Here is a 21,799-nt window from a genome sequence, read left to right as displayed (position 1 = left end):
TATTAAGAAAATCATTAAAATAGTGAGGGGCAGGTCGATTCGGCCTGCCCCTTTTATCTTTTTAAACTCCGGTGATGCTTTTCGAGTTGCTTAGATGTTGATTAAGCTTTGGATATGAATCAGATCTTCATCGATGCTGTGATTGAGTTTCACCGCTTTATTGAATGGCACATGGTCGACAACAAAGTTCTTAACCAGTGCAATCATAATGCTTTTCTGATCGTCGAGCAGGGCTTCAACGGCGGCAACACCCATTTTTGTTGCTGCAATCCGGTCGCGAGCCGATGGTTTTCCACCGCGTTGGATATGTCCCAGAATTGAAACACGAACGTCGAGATTCGGATAACTTTCTTCCACTGCTTTGGCAATTTTAATTACACGGCCGGTTTCGCCACCTTCGGCAACGATGACGATGCCACTTCGGTCTTTTTCTTTGAACCCTTTTTTAAGGAACTGATCCAATTCTTTCTCCAGTGTCTTGGCTTCCGGAATCAGGATGGCTTCAGCACCAACAGCAATGCCTGAGCTTAATGCCAGTAGCCCGGCTTCGCGCCCCATAACTTCGATGAAAAAGATCCGGTCGTGCGAGGCAGCTGTGTGGCGGATTTTATCGACAGCTTCTACGACAGTGTTCAATGCAGTGTCATAACCAATGGTATAGTCGGTTCCGTACATGTCGTTGTCAATGGTTCCCGGAATTCCGACAAACGGGATATCGTAATCCTGCGAGAAAACCAGGGCACCGGTGAATGAACCGTCGCCGCCAATAACCACACAGGCATCGATGCCTTCTTTTTTCAGGTTCTGATAGGCTTTTTCGCGACCTGCCTCTGTCCTGAATTCGGCACTGCGGGCTGTTTTCAGAATTGTTCCGCCGCGGTGGAGGACCCCACTAACATCGCGTGCCCGCAATGGAACGAAATCTCCGTCGATCATTCCCTGGTAACCGTGACGGATACCTACAACTTTTAATTTCTTTGCAATTGCCGCACGTGTTACTGCGCGGATAGCGGCATTCATGCCGGGAGCGTCACCACCTGAGGTGAGAACGCCTATTTTTTCAAGCTTTTTGCGTTTCATATAATACAGCTTTTACTCATGGTTTCCTCAATATCTTTCCCGCGTTTTCTTCATAAATCCAGGTCATTTTCAACCCGGGGTCAGCCAAAATAAAGCTCTAAAACTGAAACAAATTTCAATTTGAGCAATCGATTGCGCAAAGGTAATATTTCCCAATAGACTTGCACGAAAATATGCTCTACAATATTTTTTGAGCCAGCAAAGTAAATTGGATTATTTCAGGTGAGGAGCTGTACTATCTGAAATATGTAGAAGTTTAATGTTGTGTTAAAGTACTGACAGAATGTTTGCAATATCCTCCATTTGCCATCTGGGTGTTGATGTTGCGCCTGTTATTCCAACGGAGTGATACTTTGTCAGTTCTTCCGTATTCAATTCTTCTTTATTCGAGATGAAATAGCTGTTGGGGTTTACCGTTTGGCAGATGCTGAACAGGGCTTTCCCGTTAGAACTCTTTTTACCGCTCACGAAAATTATCGCATCGTGTTGGGCAGCGAACTCTTTCATGCGAGGAACGCGGTGAGCGACCTGTCGACAAATGGTATCTTTAATTTCGGGTTTTGTTTTTACCCGTTCTGTGATCTTTTCGGATAGCCGGTGAAAATCGTCCAATGATTTCGTTGTTTGCGAGAACACCAACGTTGGCTTTTCAGGATCTATCTGCTGCAGGTCCTTTTCATCCTCAATAATGATTGCTTTGTTCCCGGTTTGGCCATTCAACCCGTTAATCTCGGCATGTCCCTTTTTGCCCAGTAGTATGAGCTGCCCTTTTTCAGTTTGTAATTTTTCAAAACCTCTTTTGACCCGTTGCTGGAGTTTCAAAACAACCGGGCATGTGCCGTCGATCAATTCGATGTTGTGTTCCTTGGCAAAGTTGTAGGTGGAAGGTGGTTCGCCATGAGCACGCAGTAAAACTTTGCAGTTGGAAAGTTGAAAATACTGCTTGTGATTGATGGTTTTGAGGCCGAGTTGTTGCAAGCGTTCAACTTCCAGTTGATTGTGAACAATATCGCCTAAACAATAGACTTTTTCACCATTTTGGAGCAGTTCTTCCGCTTTTTGGATGGCACTTACCACTCCAAAACAAAAGCCCGATTTATCATCAATTTCTACTTTCATTAAAACACCTGTTGCATTTGGTTTCTAATTGATAGCGGGCGATTAAGCTTTGATTAGCTGTTGTACTTTTAGCAGTACCCAATCTAATTGCTCTTCGCGGGTGATGTCGCTGTTGTCGAGAATGACGGCGTCGTCGGCTTGTTTAAGCGGGCTAACTTCACGGCTCGAATCAATTCGATCGCGTTCGATCACATTAGCCAAAATGTCATTGAATTGAACTTGTTGCCCTTTGGCTGTCAGTTCATCGTAACGTCGCTGTGCACGAACCTCGGGGCGTGCCGTCATGAAAATTTTGAGTTCAGCATCGGGGAATACCACAGTGCCAATATCGCGACCGTCCATCACAATGCCTTTGTTCTTGCCCATCGCCTGTTGAAGAGCAACCATCGCTTCACGAACTTCGCGGATTGTTGCAACGGGGCTTACATGTTGGGATACCGGTAACTGACGGATCTCTTCTTCTACATTTTCGCCGTTCAGAATGGTTTCATTGCGCAGGTTTGCAGGGTTAAAGCGAAACTCGATGTTGATGTTTGGCAGTTGTTTAATGAGTTCTTGCTCGTTAACCTGTTCGTTAGCTGCCAGACCACTGCGTAATGCATATAAAGTCACGGCTCGGTACATGGCTCCACTGTCGATGTAGATGTAGCCCAGCTTCTTCGCAATTTCTTTGGCTACTGTGCTTTTCCCGCACGACGAATGCCCGTCGATGGCAATAATGATTTGGGGTAGATCCGCATTTTTCATGGCGTAAAGATAAGTTTTTTGAATGGATGGTGGGGAGGGAAATTATTCACAAGGAACCGTTAATGCTTTCCTTCTATGAGTGGGAAGGAAATGTTACGGATTAAGTCTGAAGGCGATTGAGAAATGGTTGCTGGATGATGACAAATGGTAGCGAGCCGAGCCGTAGTCGAATCGGAACCGTTTGATGCGAAAACCGAAGCCCCAGGAAAAACCGACTGTTGACTTTTTGTCGGAATAAAGTAACTCTTCGCGCCTCTGGAAATTGTATCCTGCGCGAATGTGAAAATTTTCCGACGGCATTAGTTCGGCTCCCAGTACCAGGTGGCGCAGGAAGTCTTTGCCAAAACCTCCGTTCGATTGAGTTCCGTCGGTTTCAGAAACTAGTTTCCAGCGTTGCAAATGTTGCATGGTTGCCAGTATTCGAAGTGGTGCATGAGCCAGCTTTTGGCTGTACCCCAGTTGAATGTCGAGCGGAAGGCTTTCACGGTCGGCACCTGCGTAATAAGTTGTTATTTGTGTGCCTAAGTTTCGGATAACGAGGCCAAATGTGCTTAGCTCATTTTCGCCGGTGTATGCTGCCCCCAGATCGAAAGCAATTCCCAGCGACTGGTACGATTCGAGCGACGAAAGTAGCGGTTTGAAGGTAATACCGACTTTGAACTGCTGTATTTGTTTGGCCCAACTAGCCAGTAAGGCATACTCTGCAGCCGTAAAAGTTCCTTCTTTTTCACCTTCAGCGTTGGCTTTGGTGAACTGACCGTAATTGATGTAGTGAATTCCAATGCTAACAGGCCCTAATTTTTCGGTGTCAAAAGCATATGCTGCATAGCCATAGTTGATGCCTGCCATGTAGTTGACGTAGTTTGCCAGAATGGTTCCGGTCATATCCTCGGTTAGCAATGCCGGGTTGTTGTAACTGACATTCAAGTCAGTTGGGTCGTTTAGCGCAATTTGGTTGCCCCCTAAAGCCCCCATACGTGCCGAATTGGTCAGATTGAGAAATTCAAAAGTCGATTGGCCTCCAATCTGGGCAAAACCAGGGAGACTGATTGTGAGAAATAAAATTATTAGCAGTTTGTGGACCTTCATTCGTATACCTGTTCGGTGGGCCTAAATTAGGGCTTTTTTCTGTTCCTTTAGCAACGGGTTTTCTGAAGAAATATTGCTACCATTCCTGTTTGCTTAATTCCTTCACGATGGCGAAAACAGCCGGGCAGATCTCGCAGTTTTTCTGCGTCAGGTTTAGGATTTGGTAAAAACGGCTCCTGTCGGTGTGTGGATATTCGCGACAGGCTCTTGGCCGGTTTTCGTATACGCAGCAGTAGTTATCGGCCATCAGAAACGGGCAAGGCGTTTGCTGAAAAACATAGTCGTTGTCATCGTCTTTATACAGGTAAGTTGCGATAAAATCAGCTGGTTTCATTTTCTGACTTTTTGCTAAGCGTTCTGCATCCTTATCGATGATGATCGGACTGATGCTGGAGCAGCAGTTAGCACAATCCAAACAATCAAAATCGTTGAAAGCTTCCTGATGTAGTTGATGAACAACCACGTCCAGGTTTTTGGGCTTCTTCTTTTTTAATTTTTGAAATAAAGCCGAAAATTCCTGCCTGTTATTGGCTGTCATTTCTTTTAATTGGGCTGGTGTATAATATTGAATTTTATCCACGTGTGCTCAAGATTTACAATTTGGCACAAAGATAAGCGCATTAAATCAACCCGAAAATAAAAATCCCGATGGATGAGAACCACCGGGATTAATGAAATAAGATTTACTAATTGCGCGTATTAATTTTTAAAGCTTGCAACTAAAGGTACGATCAATTTAACGCTAAAGTTCCGTCCCATATTAAAATATCCCTGACGTCCTGTTTTCTCGTTAAGTCCTGTATATTTTAGCCGACTTAAGTGGCTCTGGTAGGCCATGTCGGTCAGGTTGTTGCAGCTGATGTAGATTGAAGCCCATTTGCGGTGCTTTCCAGTAATGTCGGTTCCCACCCCGGCATTTAATAAGGTGTAGGCCGGTGTGGCTGTTTCGGTGTTGTAGGCAGCATAAAAATTGTTTTGCTTCCAGTTGTGGTCTACGCCAAAGCTGAACCAGGCATTTTCGAGCCAGCTGTTTACTTTTTTAATGTTAACCTTGATTTCAGATAACCAGCGGGCTGCTGGAATCATGGGTAAATTGGTTGCATCGGCAGGCTGGTTGGCCAGCTTTCCTCGTGTATATGAGAAGGTATTCTGGAAGTGCAAAAAATCCAGTGGATGTGGATGAATATCAACGAAAAACTCCCCACCATATAGGTTGGCATTTCCTCCGGTAAACTTGAATACCGGAACTTCGTTGATCAGGGAGTCGGCTTCGGCGGTATTGGCTAATTTGTGACTGTATATGTAGTGATTGACATGGTTGTGGTAGAGATTTAGCTCAGCCGAGATATGCTTGGTATCCAGTCCTAATCCCCAGTCAAATTGGAGGCTGTTTTCCGGGCTTAGGTCGGTGTTTCCGATTTCGTAACGAGATGTACCTTCGTGTTCCCCATTCGATCCGAGTTCAGCAATGTTGGGGGCACGGAATCCTCTCGACATATTCAATTTGGTATAAACCGAATTGCTGATCTGGTAACTGGCTCCCAGACTTGCTGATAATCCGTTGAAGGAGTTGCTGAAAGCAGCAAAACGTTCCGTTGCATCCGCGGCACTTGCTCCGGTAAGCTCTTCGTTCGCATCCAAATAAAGTGCATCGCTGTTCAGGTGACGACGATCAAACCGTAGTCCACCGCTTAAATCCAGTTTCCCAATTTGTTTGTGGGCAATGGCAAAAATCCCGGCATCGAAAAGCTGGTAGTCCGGAACTAAAAATTCAGTCCCTTCATTTTTTGATTGTTGCCACATACCTCCAATTCCTCCGGTTAAGGTCCAGTTATTACCCGTAGTAAGGGTATACTTTACATCGTAGCTTAAGGTGTTCAATTTTAGGTAAAGACCATATGCATCCGCTGATTCAAACTCTTTCCGATTGTTTTGCTGAAACCCGATTGTTGTTTGAATATTACCTTCTCCAACGAAAACTTTACTGTTCCAAGCTGCTTTGTAGTGGTTGATTTCTTGGAACGGAGCATCGGGTTGGTATGATTTGGAGTTTCGTTCTGAATCACCTTCTTCGCCAACAATGCCTGGCTCCAGATTGTAAAGGCTGAGAGTAAGGTGTGAATATCCCCATGAGCGGTTCAATCCGACTAGTGCACTTGCGGCATTTTCGCGGAAAGCTGAGTTTCCTACCCAGCCATCCAGGCTATTTTGATAATCGTGCGCCCGCTTGCCGCTAACTCGTGCATTCCAGATAAAACCCTTGTTGTTCCCTGCCAGGTTGGCGGAGTAACCAATCAGTCCGTTGTTGCTTTGGTAATTGGTGATTAAGTTGCCTTGCATACTTCCGGCGGGCAGCGTTGGTGCTGATATCATGTTTATCACCCCTGCCATGGCATCTGATCCAAAAGCCAGGCTGGCCGGTCCTTTTAGAATTTCAACATGATTAACGCCATATTCGTCAATCTCTACGCCATGCTCGTCGCCCCATTGCTGACCTTCCTGTCTGATTCCATCGTTCACAACCACGACCCGGTTGTAACCTAAGCCCCGGATAACCGGCTTCGAAATACCTGCACCAGTGGTGATTTGCGACACCCCTGGTTGTTTGGACAAGGCGTCGATAATGTTGGTGGATGTATTTTCCAGTAGTTCACTTTTGGGTACTACGCTAATAGGAGCGGGGGTTCTTTTTTGCTCAATCATTCCCGGCTGACCGGTAATGACGATTTCGTTGATTTCAGTGATGGATTCACTCAGCTCAAATTTAATTGAACTGGTACTTTTCAAGTCAACGATTTTGGAGATCGATTCGTAGCCAATCAGGCTTACTTGGATGGTTATTCGGGACATCGGTAAGTTTTGAATGGTAAAGCCTCCCTTGTCGTCGGTTAAAGCGCCGGTTTTTAATTCCGGGAAGTAGATGGTTACCGCCGGAAGCGCTTCCTTTGTTTTGGAGTCGATTACTGATCCGCTCAAGCTTGTCTTACCAGTGTTCTCAGTTGGTAAAGCAAGTGCGTTTTGTGTGAAAATAAAAATGAAAGCTATTGCTGATAATATATATGTTCTCATGAATGATATCTAAAATTTGAGCCTGTTTATCCAAAATAATAATAGCGTAGCAAAGCATTACAAGTGCTGCGCATTAATTCATCTTCATCCTTTGAGTAAAGAATGAAATCATTAAGAAAATTGATATGAATGGATCAGGCTAACGGCGGAGCTCTCAACCCAAAGTGACGTATGGGAGTTCGTTGTATTTTCTCCGGCAGATTTACCTCAATTACAGGGAATGAAATCCGGTAAACAGTTGGTCTGAATTCAGCTTTGGTTACAAAGCTTCGAAGTTCGAAATCGCAGATTAAACATCTCTCCGTTTTTGTACCAATTGCCGATCCATCGGTATGAGAGTGGGTACAGCATTCAACCTTTTTTTCGTGCATGTGCAATGCTTTGCTTGCCATTGGATAGACAAACAGCATGAGGTGCACAAACACCAGGAAAAGCAGATTAATGTGTTTCCGATTTTTCATTCTGACATACCCAAACAGGTAACTAAGCAAAGTGTTTGGAGGAATTGAGAATTTTTGTAAAACTAAATTTCAATGTTTGATATTTCAACCTTTTTAAGGCTTTTTATTTTTTTTCGTTTCATTTGAGCAATGAACAGTCCGCAAATAACAATGACAATTCCCGTAATTTTTTGTTGGTTAATTTCTTCGCCAAGAATAAAGTAGGAAAAAACAACCACGAATACCGGCATCGTATTAATGAACATGTTGGATTTGTTAATGCCGATATGCCGGATGCTATAGGTGAAGAAAATGAATCCGAGTATGGAGGCAAAAAAGGCTAGTTTGACAATGGCCATGAATGCTTCCTGGTTGAACGGTGTTTGGAGTGTTTCCCTGGCTTCGAAAATTAACCAAAACGGGAGAAACAGAAACGATCCGAAAAGGTTTTGATAACTGATAATCGTGTAGCCATTATAGCTGTGCGTCAGCTTTTTTAGAATGATAGCGTACCCAATCGTTGATAGAACGGCCAGAAATTCGAGTATAACACCAACCGGAGAGGCTGCGAATTTGAAGGAATTGTCGAGTATAACCAGCGATACCCCGGCAAAGGAAATGATGAGACCGATGAAATTAGCCCAGCTCATTTTTTCTTTGTGGAAATACAGGGCAGCGAGCGGTGTGAATAAAGGGATGGTTGCTACGATTACTGCGGCGACGGTTGGCGATACGTACTTCAACCCAAAACTTTCGCCCATGAAATACAGAAACGGCTCGAAAAAGGATAGCAGAAATACCCATTTCCAATCTCCCTTTTGGATTGTTTGAAGCTTCTTCAGCAGTTTGGCGATCACAAACATCATTATTGTTGCCAAACTCAAGCGAATCAAAACAACTGTCATTGGTTCGTAGGCACGGTATGCTACTTTAAACCAAACGAACGAGAAGCTCCAAAAGAACATCGCCAGTACTGCTGCTCCGTAATATTTCAGGTTGTTGTTATTCATGTGGTTTTATCAGAGAACAAAATTAAGCTTTTTAAGCCGGGAAATTCTGGGGAAAAGTCTTGAAACGAACAAAGGATGTCAAAATTGACATCCTTTGTTTTGGGTGGAAGACCGGTCTCGAACCGGCGACCTTCGGAACCACAATCCGACGCTCTAACCAACTGAGCTACAACCACCGTTTTGCTTGCGGGTGCAAATATAGTATTTTATTTCTGATCTCTGCAAGCATTTTGAGCGCATTGATCGTAAAATTTTTTAATCGTTTTTTAAAGTTTTTCGTTTTCAGAGACTTCCCCTTTCGGCACAAGCAAAAGAAAATAGCAATTGAGTACTTTATCTCCAATAATGAGCTCGGATTTGGGGCCTAGCGCTGCACCTCAAGTTTGCATTAGGCCGTAAAAAAAGCATCAGCCCTTTAGGAGAGCTGGTGCTTTTTTATCGCTCATACTTATTCGTTGCTCTATGAAAAATAGATCAAGATTAAGATGAGGATTAGGAAAACGCCAATCGAAAATGCGATCAGGTTTCCTTGTGCTTTTGTTTTCCTGGTTCTCATTACGACATGCTTTTAGTCTTTTAACGAAATTTACCGATATAGGTCACAATAATCGGTGAATTTTTAGTTTCGATTTTTAGAAGGTACTTATTTAAAGCGCTTTCTAGCTACAGCCACCTTTGATCTTCACCTGTTTTTGTTTTACAGGTTGGTTTAATCGGCTAAGTGCTTCAACCAGCCGGTTTATTTTACCAATTAATTCGTTGCGATATTTAATCGCATTTAACTCATCTTTGGTTGCATTGTCAGGTAACGGTAATACCTCTGAGTACAGTTGTTTAAAATTGTCTACTGATTCGGTAAGCAGAACATTGTTTGCTTTTCCTAAATAGTCAGCCATCAGGTATGCCCGTCGCGCAATGGAGTCGGAGTTCGCATAAAAGTAGTTTGTTTTGATCCTCTGTTGGAAAATCTGTTGCCATTGGCGGCTGTTGAGTTCTTCCATTGGAATGTTAATGGCTAAAGGAAGATGGTAGGCTTTAAATTCTTCGGGCGAGCGAAGGTCAATGACATTTATTTGACCTGGTTTATTAACAATTTCGAAGGCCAGCTTATCGGCAGATACAGTTTTGTAGGGATAATTAGCCTGTTGCTCTGCATCAGCAATTCGACTTTGGATCAGCTCTTTTTTTGATGGCGCAAAAGCCACAATGGCAATGAGCAAAAAGGCGACAGCTTCAGCAACCAAGTATTTTTTTCGTCTCTTATGAGTGAGAGCCGAAGGGTGCTTCGTAATGGCATTCTCAATTTTGTGCGTAAAGTAGAAGGCAGCAAAAGCTACGATTGTCAGTAAAAAGGCAAATAAGCTTTTTGAGATCCCCAATTGATCATTAATCAATACAGATCCCCAGTCGTTAGCCAGATAAATGTGCTCAAACCAATCGTATTTCTCGGCAAAGAACCAAATGCCTCCAACTGATCCTGCCACAAAGGCCATACCGTCGAGCTTACCAATGGAGGCGGCGCATACGCTTGTTCCCGGGCAAAAACCACCAATAATAAAGCCAGCCCCCATAATTGCTCCTCCCACGAGAGCCGACCAAAGAAAGGTTGGATTTACATAGATGAGGCTAAGATCGAGTAAGCCGAATTGAGCCAGCAGCAGTACACCAATCATGGCCGTAACGCCTGCTGTGAAAAATACTTTCAGAACCGTGAAGTCGTAACCGTAAAATAGTCCGGCCAATTTCTTTGTTGAGGAAAATCCGGCTTGTTCAAGGACAAACCCAAAGGCAATTCCAATGAGTAAAGCCACTATCAAGTTGAATTCGTTGCTGATTATATAAGGTACTAAAGGTCCCATGGATGGAATATTTGAGTGTTAAAAATTGGACTGTTTGAATAATTGATTTTCAGAGCCATAGCTTTCGGAAGAAATAGGCTAAGGCGTATCCGGTTCCGAAGATTGCCAGCATGGTGATGATGCCTCCAAACGACATGACAGCCATGCCGCTTAGGGCTGCTCCACTGGTGCAACCCCGGCCTAGTTGGGAGCCTAGCCCAAACAAGAATCCACCAATAATGGCTGCGATGATTCTTGTTAGATTACTAATTTGTGGGCCTCGTTCCAGTTTCAGTCCAACCCGGTCGGAGATTACTCCGGAGAAGAATGCTCCAATAATTACCCCGATAACCTCGAGTACGAGCCAGTTTTTCAGTGGGCCACCTTCGTGTGACTCGACATAGTTTTTCAGGTAAGGTGTATTCTCTGTATGCTCAGGGGCAACATCCGCAATCGCTTCCAGGGTTACGCTTTTTACTGCACCACTGGCACCAAGACCGCGGCCGGTAATGTAAATGGTGGTCAGTAACACTAAGCCTAACAATAGGCCTGCCAGGTATGGATTCATGTATGGTTTGCTATTCATGGTGGTTGGGTTTAAATAATACATCTTCGGTTGCGTGCTCAACATCTTCGTAGCCGGTAATCATCGCTTTAATGTTCGACGTAGGTGTTTCGCCAGTTGTGGTCATATAAACATGGATGATTAAGAAAATAATCAGCAAGATGGCTCCTAAGGTGTGCCAAAAGGCGATGCTACTCAGCGGATAATCTTCAACGACTACAATGTTATTTTGATCGATGGTTTTATAGAGCATATAAAAGATGCCCGAGATTAAAACCATTGGAATTAATATTAATTTGAATCCCAGGTAAACAAGCCTTTGCAGTGGGTTGAGCTTACTCAATTCGGTCTTTTTTGTTGGATGTTTTTCACCTTTAAAAATACCGGTCACATAGTAAACGATTTGTAAGCGTAGTTTTTTTGTTGTTGGGATATATTGTCGCCACTCACCAGTGGTGATGTGCCAGAATATGGCAAATACAATCAATCCAATTAGAAGCCATGAAGCAGTTCTATGAAACTCTACCGCTTTTTCGAAACCAAACATTTCGTAGGTTCCGTGAACTTCAAAGCCGGTAAGGGCGAGGAACATGATTAGCGAAGCCTGGGTCCAGTGCCAAAAACGTTCGAATCCTTTATAGATATATATTTTTTTCATCGTTGAGGTTTAAGTTTATAGTTCTGTATTGTCTTGTTCGTCGTAGTTGATGATCTCTTTGTCGTATTTATTTTTAATAATGGTTGATGACATGCGGATCAGTGCATGTGCCACTACCGAAATTAGTGTCAGAATAATGAACCATCCACCGACCTTCGAGAGTGTTACATTACGGTCGCGGCCGGGAACATAAAAGCCGGTTAGCTTAGCGAGGCGCCCGTCGCTACTGCGGGTGTGGCATTCTACACAGCTCACGGCCTGCTTGGCAGGGGCTACCATATGGTTAATCGGCCAATACATTTCTGTTTCAATGAAGCCATAATCGCCACTATAGGGAAGGTTGGCATTTTTCATGCCGGCAGTTGCGGCTTGTTGCCAGTCGAAATCTTGCCAGAAGGCGCTATCTCCCTTTTGTGCTGCATATAGTTTGGGCTGTACGAGTCGCCTGTATTTCTTGTCGTAAATTTGATCGCCGATATGAATTTTGACAGGAATGATCTTCGATTTTTTATCGTGATATGAACCGAAAAGCCGATTCATTTGTACCGGCACTTCAGTAATGCTGTCGCCAAGAAGATATTGGTCGGCAGTTCCGTTGAACCACATATAGTCGGGTTTTAGGTTATTTTCCCACTTAAAGGATCCTTTGATGGACATGTAGCTGTGGTTGCCGAGTGAATCTTCCTCCGTAAACGGCTCGCCGTCTTTTAACTTTCCTGCTTCAGACCATTTCCATGCCATTTTTGTTGAATTCACTTTAGCATAGCTTGGAATGTGGCAGGTTTGACAAGCAATTCGGGAAGTGTGTCGGTTGAGTACGTTGCTAAAGTGTGGTGTGTTGCTGTGGCACTGTTCACAAGTCGCCCGGTTGTTATCGTCGCCTGATACGGAGTACAATTTGCCTTTTATCTGGTGATTTGTTGCGGTGTGGCAGTCAACACAGCTCATATTCATGCCGTTGGTTGCCATGTGCACATCAACATCCCGGCTGCATGATAGTTGGGCTGCTTCCAGGTCGCCATGTTTGACATTGTTTCCTCCCCCGCTGAAGAAGTGGCAGGATCCGCAGTTTATTCGTTGCGGAATGCCAACGCTTTGTGCAACCTTGGTCAGGTTTACGCTTCGATCAGGATAACCGGCCATCGATGCCCCTTTCAGGTATTCTTCGCTATTGTCATGGCACACCATGCAGTCAACATTTTGAGCCAGGTCGAAATCAAACTTGTTATCCTTCATTCCAAAACCGATGTGACATTTTGCACAGGCTTGTTCGTTTGAGTTAGAACCTACACAGAAGTTATTTATAACATTCTTCTTTCCGGCTGATGAAATTCCGCGACCTTCAATATAGGACACCCGTTCCCAATTCCAATGGGATGATTTCATAACTTCCATTGGGGTTTCTGTGTGGCAGGATATACAAGCTTCGGTTACTTCCTGGGGTGTTTTGAACTCCTTTTGGAGTTCTTTAAGTTTGCTGTGATCAACAGAAGGAACCGGTTTCAGTGCGTAGGTTTGCTTTAGTTGTTCCATCTGCATATTATACACAGGAGCTTCATGTAACAAATTAACTAACACCAAAGCCACAACTATTAATGTTATGATTAGGAGTATGTTTCGGTATAACGGTTTCATAGTGGTTTATTTAGGTTTTAAAAGAGCATATGGTTAAAAATATTTTTAAATATACAAATATTGACATATGAAAAAATGGAGAATGTTATGCGACATCTCTTGTGTCAAATTCCATATTTATCGATGTTTTTGTATGTGCTTGATAATCTTCGGAATTATAGATAGTTAAGCCGTTTTAATTTAAAATCGTTTTAAATTTTGATTTGGTGTTATTCGGCATATATAAGTTCAGATATAGAGTGTAATTCGGTGTGTTGTTGGGAGATAAGAATCGTGTGGTGTTGGTTGGCTATTGGGGATGGCTCTACCCAGATCGAACTTAAAAATGGGATTGTATCTGGATGAGTTATTCTGCCCTGAAGTAGAATAAAGGTGGCGGCTTTTGTGAGGATGGTTGTCTGGTTTTTGCAGATATTATTTTCCCTGGCTCGGTGTACAGCTATTTAATGGAGGGGGAATCGGTTGACAATAAAAAAAGCCGGGTTTCCCCGGCTAGTCATGTCTTTTCGAATTTTCTCTGTTTTCAACCTTGTTTATTTGCTGGCCTGATCGAGCAGCGTTAAATCTTCGGTATCGAGTTCTAATTTGGGAGCGGCAAATAAGGTTTCGAGCTGGCTTTTGCTTGTCGCACTCACAATAGGGGCCAAAAGGTGTGGTTGTGCTAATAACCAGGCTAAGGATACGGTTGCTGGTTGGCTGCCATGTTTTTTCGCTACCTCATCCAATGCGGCGATAACACTGAGCCCCTTGTCGTTTAGGTATTGTTTGGCACCTGCACCACGAACACTTTTGCTTAAATCGGCTTCTGAACGGTATTTACCCGTCAGAAAGCCTGAGGCCAGTGACCAATACGGGAATACACTTAATCCGTATTTTTCAACCAGAGGCAGGTAGTTTTGCTCATAGTTGGTGCGTTCAACGAGGTTGTAGTGCGGTTGAAGGGCTACATATTTTGGTAGGCCATTTTTCTCGGCTACCTCAAATGACTCAGTCAACCGCTCCGGTGAAACATTCGATGCGGCAATGTATCGCACTTTCCCGGCTTTCACCAGTTCGTCGTAAGCCGACAAGGTTTCTTCAACGGGTGTCTTATCATCGTCGAAGTGGGTATAATACAAATCAATATAATCGACCTGTAACCGTTTTAGCGATTCATCGGCACATTTCAGAATTTGTTTTTTGCTGATGTCTTTGGGATGTACTTTAGTCTCGGAACCAATTTTAGTTGCAATAACCAGTTTGTCGCGGTTACCGCGGGCTTTCATCCAGTTACCAATAATGGTTTCTGACTGTCCACCAACACCGTTTACCCACCACGAGTAAGTGTTGGCTGTATCGACAAAGTTAAAACCGCCATCTACGAAAGCATCCAGAATCTCAAAAGATTGTTTTTCGTCCAATGTCCAACCAAATACATTTCCACCGAAGTTTATTGGAGCAATCTCCAAATCGGTGTTTGCAATTTTTACTTTTTTCATGTCAAATCTGTTTTTATTGTTTTCGGCGCGATTGCGTCTTCTGTTTCGTTTTCTGAAAGCGGGTTTGAAAAAAATGTTGGGGAATAAAAGCTTTGTGTAAATATAACAACTAGATTTTGGTCTGGTTGAAAAAAAAACTCAGAAAGAGATGGAACAGGAACGAAAAAGGCCGAAGCTTATGCCTCGACCTTTGAGTATATCTGAATTTACCCGGTGACTCGAATTCACCCGGTGAATGATTAAACGATGTTTTACGCTTTGCTGCTTGACTCTTTCGTGAAAATAGCGTCAAGAACAGCAATAGTTGCCATGTTAACAATTTCACGTACGGTACTTTCCATTGGCAACACGTGAACCGGTTTTTCAATACCCAGTAGAATCGGGCCAATGATTTCGTAGCCCGACAGCTCGTGCAACAGCTTGTGTGTTATGTTGGCTGTTCCATGGCTGGGGAAAATCAAAGTGTTCACATTTTTATCACCCCATTTGGCAAATGGAAATTTTTCCATCCGCAATTTTTTGTTGAGGGCGAAGTTGGCCTGAATCTCTCCATCCACAATTACCTCCGGATGTTCTTTGTGCAATAACTCAACAGCTTTTCTCGGCACTGCAGGATCACCCATTTCCGTTGATCCGAAGTTCGAGTGCGATAGCAAGGCAATTGCAGGTTCAATGTTGAAACGCCCCACAGTGCGATTGACCAGCAGGGTAATTTCTTTCAACGCCTCAGCATCCGGGGTCGGGTTGATGATGGTTGTATCGGCCAGGAAGATTGGTCCGCGTTTAGCCATCACCATATACATTCCGGCAATCTGTTTGCCTGGGTTGTTGGTCCCGATGATTTGTTTGATCGGACGAATGGTGTCGGAATATTTGGTTGCATAACCCGAAACAAATGCATCAGCATCTCCCATTTCGACCATCATGATACCAAAGTATTCGTTGGCATACATCATTCTGTTTGCAGCCTGCATCGTAACGCCTTGACGCTGGCGTTTTTCAAACAGAGCTTGGGCGTAGCGCTCACGTTGTTCGGCCCCTTCTTCACTATAGAATTCAAGGATTTGAGCTCCTTCGATATCAATTTTGTTTTCTTTCGCTAATTGCTGAATGCGTGAGCGGTTTCCAAGTAAGATTGGAATCGCAATACCTTCCTGCAGAATGGCCTGAGCAGCCTGCAATACGTTTAGGCGGCTTCCTTCTGGCAGTACCAGGCGCTTGCCCGAATTTTTGATACGTTCGCGGATGGTACGGATCAATGAGTTGTCGTGTCCCAGACGACGATCCAGTTCGTCGCTGTAGGCATCCCAATTGGTGAGCGACTTGCGTGCAACACCGGAGTCAATTGCAGCTTTAGCAACAGCTGTTGAAATTGTTGAAATTAACCGGGGATCAAGTGGCTTCGGAATCAAATATTCGCGTCCAAAGCTGATGGTGTTTTGGTTGTAAGCCGTTGAAACAATTTCGGGAACAGGTTCTTTGGCCAGGGTTGCCAATGCCTTTACGGCAGCAACTTTCATTTCCTCGTTGATGGCTTTAGCACGTACATCCAAGGCTCCGCGGAAGATGTAGGGGAACCCCAGTACGTTGTTCACTTGGTTCGGATAATCGCTGCGACCGGTTGCAAAGATGATGTCGGGGCGTGAGGCGATCGCCTTATCATAGGCAATTTCCGGATCCGGGTTGGCCAGTGCAAATACGATTGGGGTTTCATTCATCGACTGTATCATTTCAGCTGTCAGTATGTCGGCAACAGACAAGCCCAGAAACATATCAGCACCTCGCATCGCTCCTTCAAGTGTGTGTACATCACGGCTGGTTGCAAACTCGCGTTTCATCTTATTCAAGTCGGTACGTGATTCGTGAATCACTCCCTTAGAGTCACACATCACCAGGTTTTCACGTTTTACACCCAACGAGAAATAGAGTCGCGAACAAGCCATTGCTGATGCTCCTGCTCCGTTCACAACGACTTTCACTTCGTCGATTTTTTTACCGGCAATTTCCAGTGCATTCAGGAAAGCAGCTGACGAAATAATGGCTGTTCCATGTTGGTCATCGTGCATCACCGGAATATCGAGTTCTGCTTTCAGACGCTCTTCAATCTCGAAACACTGAGGTGCTTTAATATCCTCGAGGTTGATACCACCAAAGGTTGGTGCGATGATTTTAACGGTCTCAATAAACTTGTCGACATCTTCGGTGTCGAGTTCAATATCGAAAACATCGATATCGGCAAAAGTTTTAAAAAGTAGTCCTTTACCTTCCATCACCGGTTTGCCGGCCAGGGCGCCAATATTGCCCAAGCCAAGTACGGCTGTTCCGTTCGAGATTACAGCTACCAGGTTGCCCTTTGCAGTGTAGTTGTAAGCATCTTCCGGGTTATCGGCAATTTCGAGACAGGGAGCTGCCACTCCCGGGCTGTACGCCAGCGAAAGGTCTTTCTGCGTACTATAAGGTTTTGTCGGAACTACTTCAATCTTACCCGGCCTACCTTGAACATGGTATTGCAGGGCATCTTTTTTTAATTGATCTGACATAGTTTGGTATTTTTTAGATACACAAAGTTAGCTTAATCACCAACATGTTGATTTCATACATTTTTGTAGGATTGGAGTAAGATTCAGATAATGAGGTTTTTTGAAGGATGAGTGAAATAAATGGTTTTGAAAGCTTAATGTAAGGCTAATTTTGGCTTTAAGATATGGGGGCTTACGAGGGGAGATCGTTGGGATGCACCGATGATTAATACTATTTTTACAAAAAATACTTCAGGTCTCGAAAAACAATTAAATGAATAACAATGAACTTTAAAGGTGTAATTTTTGATTTAGACGGTACTCTGCTGGATACGCTGGATGATTTAACCGATGCTGTTAATGTCGTGATGGAAGCCTATCATTTTCCGATTCATGATCGCGTTGCTGTACGTTCGTTTGTAGGCTCAGGATTGCGCACGCTGATGCAGCGAGCTATTCCGGAGGGGGAGCGAACAGATGGGAAAATCGACCAATGTTTTGCAGAAATGATGACCGTTTATCGTCAAAATTACAAAAACAAAACGGTGCCTTACGCGGGGATTGCAGAGCTTTTGGATGACTTGTCGGCGCGAAGTATCCCGATGGCTGTGTTTTCAAACAAAGCCGATGAGCTCACCAAGAAACTGGTTGAGGCGGTGCTTCCTTTTAATTTTGATTGCGTGCAAGGGATGACAACAGAAGAACTGAAAAAGCCAAATCCTAAAGTAGCCATTGAATTAGCTGCTGAAATGGGAATGAAACCTGAAGAGTGCCTTTATGTTGGTGACAGCGATACCGATATGCTGACCGCAAATAATGCCGGGATGTATGCTCTGGGCGTAACCTGGGGGTTCCGCGACCGGGAAGATTTGGTTGCTGCCGGAGCTCAACAATTGATTGATACTCCCGCTGAGATGTTGAAGCTTCTCTGATTCGTTTTTCCTGTAATTAACTTTTGCTGAATTTTGGAAATCAGTTGGTCGATAAAATCATTGAATCCATCGAATAATTGGATAATGGGTTCGTTGTGTGGTGCTCCTTTTTCGTCGAAATAGAGGTGCCAAGCTAGGTTGTCTGCCAGATATTGGGTTGAAAACAGAAATTTCGCATACCTAAAATCCGCCCAAACGTCGATAAAATCCCCTCAAACTTCTATTGCTTTTTTTCTTATTAATAGTGTCCGGTACTTTTGGTATCAAATCAAAAATGTATGCGGATCATGAAGCGGAAACAATTAGTAATGATGACAATTCTGTGGTTTGGGAGCTTGCTTGGAGCCCAGGCCCAGGATCAGCAATGGTCGTTGGACGATTGCATCAACTACGCATTGAAAAAGAATGTCAGTGTTGTTCAATCGCAGTTGTCGAGTGAAAGCAGTAAACTGGACTTGGAGCAAAGTAAAGCGAATGTATTACCCAATTTTTCGGGATCGGCCAGTACCAATTTTAGCTGGACAAAAGAAGTATATACCGAGTCGAACAATTTTGGTGATCGTAGCCGGAATAACACCACTAATCTTGGAGTAAGTGCCGGGATGACCCTTTTTAATGGCTTCAAGTTGAAGAACCAGATTAAACAATCGGAACTGAATTTGCAAAGCAGCGAGTATTACTCCGAAACCGTGAAAGAATCGCTGGAGCTGAATATCCTGAATGCTTATTTGCAAATTTTGTATGCCCAGGAAGAATTAAACAATGCTCAGGAACAAATCGCCGCAACCGAAGAACAGTTGGCTTTAGCTCAGGAACGGATGGATGTAGGCGTCATATCTCGTTCGGACTACCTGCAGATTAAGTCTGAACTGTCAACCGAAAAATTGACGGAGGCCAATGCCAAAAGTACCTTGTCGATGGCTAAGCTTAGTTTGATGCAGTTGATGGAGCTGCCGGTAACCGATCAGTTCGAAATCGAGACTCCGGACTTTAGTGCACTGCTTGATAATCCGGAAAAGCCGGTTGCCAGCGATGTTTACCTGGAGGCACTTGGTTTTAAACCTCAAATTAAGCAAGCTGAGGCAGACCTGGAAAGTCAACAGATGAATGAAAAGATTGCCAAAGCCAGTCTCCTGCCAACTTTGTCCCTTTCATCGGGATTGTCAACCGGCTGGTCTGATAATGTTTCCGGTTTTACCTACGGGCAACAACTGAAAAATCAGTTTACGCCAACGGTTGGATTGAGTCTTTCGATCCCTATTTTTCAGAATAAACAAGGAAAAATTGGAGTGAAGCAAGCAAAAATTGCAACCAGCCAGGCCGAGCTGACCAAAGTTGATACACAAAACGAACTACGCAAAAACATCGAGCAAGCTTGTCTCGACCTGACAACAGCACAAAGCCAGTATGAGGCTAGCCAGATGCAGCTCGAGTCAGCGAAAGAATCTTACGAGGTTGCTGCTGAAAAATATAAGGAAGGTTTGTTGAATTCGGTTGATTTTCTAACCGTGAAAACAACCATGATTACCTCGGAAAGTGACTTCACACAAGCCAAGTTTAATATGGTGTTTAGCACCAAGATCTTAGATTTTTACAAAGGAATACCAATTAGTTTGACCAAATAAAAACTCAGTCATGAAGAAGAAATTAGTATACATTATCCTTGTTGCAGCAGTTGTCGTAATTGGCTTGCTGGCATTCAAAATGTTCGGCGGAACTACTGCAAATATCAAGCTGGAAACAGAAAAGGTCGGTCGTGCCACAATTAGTAATACGGTAACTGCTACCGGAACACTTGAAGCGACACAGACAGTAGAAGTTGGTACACAGGTGTCTGGTCGTATCGACAAAATTTATGTGGATTATAACTCGATCGTTAAGAAAGGGCAGTTGATTGCCGTTTTGGATACGCAATCTCTTGCGTCAGCACTGCATTCAGCAGCGGCTTCTTATAATAAAGCAAAGGCTGAATATGATTATCAGAAATCGACTTACGAACGTTATCAAAAACTGATTGATAAGAAATTGATTGCTCAAACAGATTTCGACCAGGTGGTGTACAATTACGAGTCGGCTAAGGCCTCATTGAGTTCATCGGAAGCGCAGTATAAAACTGCCAAAACCAATCTGGATTACGCATACATCTATTCACCAATTGACGGAATTGTTCTGGAGCGTGATGTGGAAGAAGGTGAAACTGTTGCTGCCAGCTATTCAACACCAACCTTGTTTACTATTGCCAACGACTTGACGCAGATGGAAATTGAGGCCGATGTTGATGAAGCAGATATAGGTCAGGTGAAATTGAATCAACGGGTTGAGTTTACAGTAGACGCTTTCCCCGATAAAACATTTGACGGTTCGGTTAAGGAAATTCATTTAAATCCGAGTGATGACGAATCGGTAGTGACTTACACGGTTGTAATTGACGCTCCGAATCCCGAAAAGATACTGATGCCCGGTATGACTGCCAATGCAACATTCTATGTGACTGAAAAAGTGAATATCCCAACGGTGCCGAATTTAGCTGTTGAATTTAAACCAAATGCGGAATTGATGGCTCAATATCAGGAGTTGCACCCCGAAGTGAAAATTGAAATGCCGAAGTCCGGAGCGAATTCAGCCGATAAAAAAGTTGTTTGGGTAAAAGAAGGAAATAAAATCTACCCGCAGGAAGTGAAGGTTGGTGATACCGATGAAATTAATTACGAATTGCTTTCGGGACCAAAAGAAGGGACAGATGTCATTGTATCCATGGTTTCACAAACTAAAAAGGAAGCGAAAGCTGAGGAAGCAAGAAGCCCGTTTATGCCAACTCCTCCGGGAGGAAACAAAAAGAGTAAAGAAAGCAAGTAAGGAGGCTGTCATGGGAAATAAAATTATACAAGTTAACGAGCTGAAGAAAGATTTTCATGTTGGAGAAATAACGGTGCATGCACTAAAAGGCATCGACCTGGAAATCGAAGAAGGCGAGTTTGTAGCCATTATGGGAACCAGTGGTTCCGGAAAATCGACTATGTTGAATATTTTGGGATGTCTGGATAAACCAACTGCAGGTATTTACAAGCTTGACGGAATCAGCATGGGCGAGATGAATCGAAATGAACTGGCCGGTTTACGGAACGAGAAACTGGGGTTTGTTTTCCAGTCATACAATTTATTGCCGCGAACAACCGCATTGGAGAATGTGGAGATGCCCTTGTACTATAACGGTAAAGTGAAAGCAAAAGAACGTCGGGAACGAGCGTTGGCTGCTTTGGAGGCTGTAGGTCTGGCAGACCGTATGCACCACATGCCGAATCAAATGTCGGGTGGTCAGCAACAACGGGTAGCTATCGCCCGCTCGCTGGTAAACGATCCGCGGGTGATTTTGGCCGATGAGGCTACCGGTAACCTGGACACCCGAACCTCTTACGAGATTATGGCTTTATTTCAGGATCTGAATGATCAGGGAAAGACCATCATCTTCGTAACACACGAGAGTGATATCGCTCGCTTTATGAAACGAAATGTGGTTTTTAAAGACGGGAGAATTGTAAAAGAAGACTGGGTGAAAGATCGGTTCAGCGCGAAGCAAATGCTGGCAGAGCTTCCGGTTGATCAGGATGTAATTTAAAACG

General features: G+C 43.8%; 18 protein-coding genes and 1 tRNA gene. 4 read left to right on the top strand and 15 right to left on the bottom strand.

The features are described from left to right. Positions 1 to 90: 90 nt before the first annotated feature. From pfkA to AC37HE_RS01925, 15 genes are all read right to left on the bottom strand, one after another. On the bottom strand, positions 91 to 1,080 hold the full coding sequence (gene pfkA, locus AC37HE_RS01995; protein WP_500781098.1) for a 6-phosphofructokinase: 990 nt from the start codon (positions 1,078 to 1,080) through the stop codon (positions 91 to 93). Positions 1,081 to 1,347: 267 nt separating this feature from the next. Then, positions 1,348 to 2,199, bottom strand: a complete 852-nt coding sequence (locus tag AC37HE_RS01990) for a 4-hydroxy-3-methylbut-2-enyl diphosphate reductase (protein WP_500781097.1) — start codon at positions 2,197 to 2,199, stop codon at positions 1,348 to 1,350. 42 nt (positions 2,200 to 2,241) lie between these two features. Next, positions 2,242 to 2,946 carry a (d)CMP kinase gene (gene cmk / locus AC37HE_RS01985; RefSeq protein WP_500781096.1) on the bottom strand — a complete coding sequence of 235 codons (705 nt, stop codon included), beginning with the start codon at positions 2,944 to 2,946 and terminating at the stop codon, positions 2,242 to 2,244. Positions 2,947 to 3,039: 93 nt separating this feature from the next. Then, the gene (gene porQ / locus AC37HE_RS01980) at positions 3,040 to 4,035 is read right to left on the bottom strand and encodes a type IX secretion system protein PorQ (RefSeq protein ID WP_500781095.1); all 996 of its coding nucleotides are present in this window, start codon (positions 4,033 to 4,035) and stop codon (positions 3,040 to 3,042) included. A gap of 76 nt (positions 4,036 to 4,111) precedes the next feature. Continuing rightward, on the bottom strand, positions 4,112 to 4,615 hold the full coding sequence (locus AC37HE_RS01975) for a YkgJ family cysteine cluster protein (protein ID WP_500781094.1): 504 nt from the start codon (positions 4,613 to 4,615) through the stop codon (positions 4,112 to 4,114). A gap of 119 nt (positions 4,616 to 4,734) precedes the next feature. After that, positions 4,735 to 7,104: a TonB-dependent receptor gene (locus AC37HE_RS01970; protein ID WP_500781093.1), complete on the bottom strand. Its 2,370-nt coding sequence runs from the start codon at positions 7,102 to 7,104 to the stop codon at positions 4,735 to 4,737. Positions 7,105 to 7,238: 134 nt separating this feature from the next. Then, positions 7,239 to 7,565, bottom strand: coding sequence for a hypothetical protein (locus tag AC37HE_RS01965; RefSeq protein WP_500781092.1), 327 nt, complete (start codon positions 7,563 to 7,565; stop codon positions 7,239 to 7,241). A 62-nt stretch (positions 7,566 to 7,627) separates the two neighbouring features. Beyond that, the gene (locus AC37HE_RS01960) at positions 7,628 to 8,554 is read right to left on the bottom strand and encodes a DMT family transporter (RefSeq protein ID WP_500781091.1); all 927 of its coding nucleotides are present in this window, start codon (positions 8,552 to 8,554) and stop codon (positions 7,628 to 7,630) included. 101 nt (positions 8,555 to 8,655) lie between these two features. After that, positions 8,656 to 8,731, bottom strand: a tRNA-His gene (locus AC37HE_RS01955). Between the two features lie 482 nt (positions 8,732 to 9,213). Then, positions 9,214 to 10,413, bottom strand: coding sequence for a YeeE/YedE thiosulfate transporter family protein (locus tag AC37HE_RS01950; protein ID WP_500781090.1), 1,200 nt, complete (start codon positions 10,411 to 10,413; stop codon positions 9,214 to 9,216). 49 nt (positions 10,414 to 10,462) lie between these two features. After that, positions 10,463 to 10,978: a YeeE/YedE thiosulfate transporter family protein gene (locus tag AC37HE_RS01945; protein ID WP_500781089.1), complete on the bottom strand. Its 516-nt coding sequence runs from the start codon at positions 10,976 to 10,978 to the stop codon at positions 10,463 to 10,465. Continuing rightward, the gene (locus tag AC37HE_RS01940; protein WP_500781088.1) at positions 10,971 to 11,615 is read right to left on the bottom strand and encodes a cytochrome b/b6 domain-containing protein; all 645 of its coding nucleotides are present in this window, start codon (positions 11,613 to 11,615) and stop codon (positions 10,971 to 10,973) included. The genes AC37HE_RS01945 and AC37HE_RS01940 overlap by 8 nt, the downstream gene beginning before the upstream one ends. Positions 11,616 to 11,630: 15 nt before the next feature. Then, positions 11,631 to 13,250 (bottom strand): tetrathionate reductase family octaheme c-type cytochrome, encoded by a 1,620-nt coding sequence (locus AC37HE_RS01935; protein WP_500781087.1) that lies wholly within the window; start codon positions 13,248 to 13,250, stop codon positions 11,631 to 11,633. Between the two features lie 533 nt (positions 13,251 to 13,783). Beyond that, a complete protein-coding gene (locus AC37HE_RS01930; protein ID WP_500781086.1) occupies positions 13,784 to 14,728 on the bottom strand; it encodes an aldo/keto reductase in 945 nt (314 codons plus the stop codon). A 251-nt stretch (positions 14,729 to 14,979) separates the two neighbouring features. Then, positions 14,980 to 17,268 (bottom strand): NADP-dependent malic enzyme, encoded by a 2,289-nt coding sequence (locus tag AC37HE_RS01925; RefSeq protein ID WP_500781085.1) that lies wholly within the window; start codon positions 17,266 to 17,268, stop codon positions 14,980 to 14,982. 263 nt (positions 17,269 to 17,531) lie between these two features. Between AC37HE_RS01925 and AC37HE_RS01920 the strand changes: the two genes are divergently transcribed. The 4 genes from AC37HE_RS01920 (at position 17,532) to AC37HE_RS01905 (ending at position 21,795) form a co-directional block, all read left to right on the top strand. Further along, the gene (locus AC37HE_RS01920) at positions 17,532 to 18,179 is read left to right on the top strand and encodes an HAD family hydrolase (RefSeq protein WP_500781084.1); all 648 of its coding nucleotides are present in this window, start codon (positions 17,532 to 17,534) and stop codon (positions 18,177 to 18,179) included. A 308-nt stretch (positions 18,180 to 18,487) separates the two neighbouring features. Beyond that, complete coding sequence (locus AC37HE_RS01915) at positions 18,488 to 19,804, top strand: TolC family protein (RefSeq protein ID WP_500781083.1); 1,317 nt, start codon at positions 18,488 to 18,490, stop codon at positions 19,802 to 19,804. A gap of 10 nt (positions 19,805 to 19,814) precedes the next feature. Next, positions 19,815 to 21,035, top strand: a complete 1,221-nt coding sequence (locus AC37HE_RS01910; RefSeq protein WP_500781082.1) for an efflux RND transporter periplasmic adaptor subunit — start codon at positions 19,815 to 19,817, stop codon at positions 21,033 to 21,035. A 10-nt stretch (positions 21,036 to 21,045) separates the two neighbouring features. Continuing rightward, positions 21,046 to 21,795 carry an ABC transporter ATP-binding protein gene (locus tag AC37HE_RS01905; RefSeq protein WP_500781081.1) on the top strand — a complete coding sequence of 250 codons (750 nt, stop codon included), beginning with the start codon at positions 21,046 to 21,048 and terminating at the stop codon, positions 21,793 to 21,795. Positions 21,796 to 21,799: the final 4 nt, after the last annotated feature.

The organism is Mangrovibacterium sp. (genome assembly GCF_059905295.1).
This window is presented reverse-complemented; position numbering and strand designations above follow the sequence as displayed.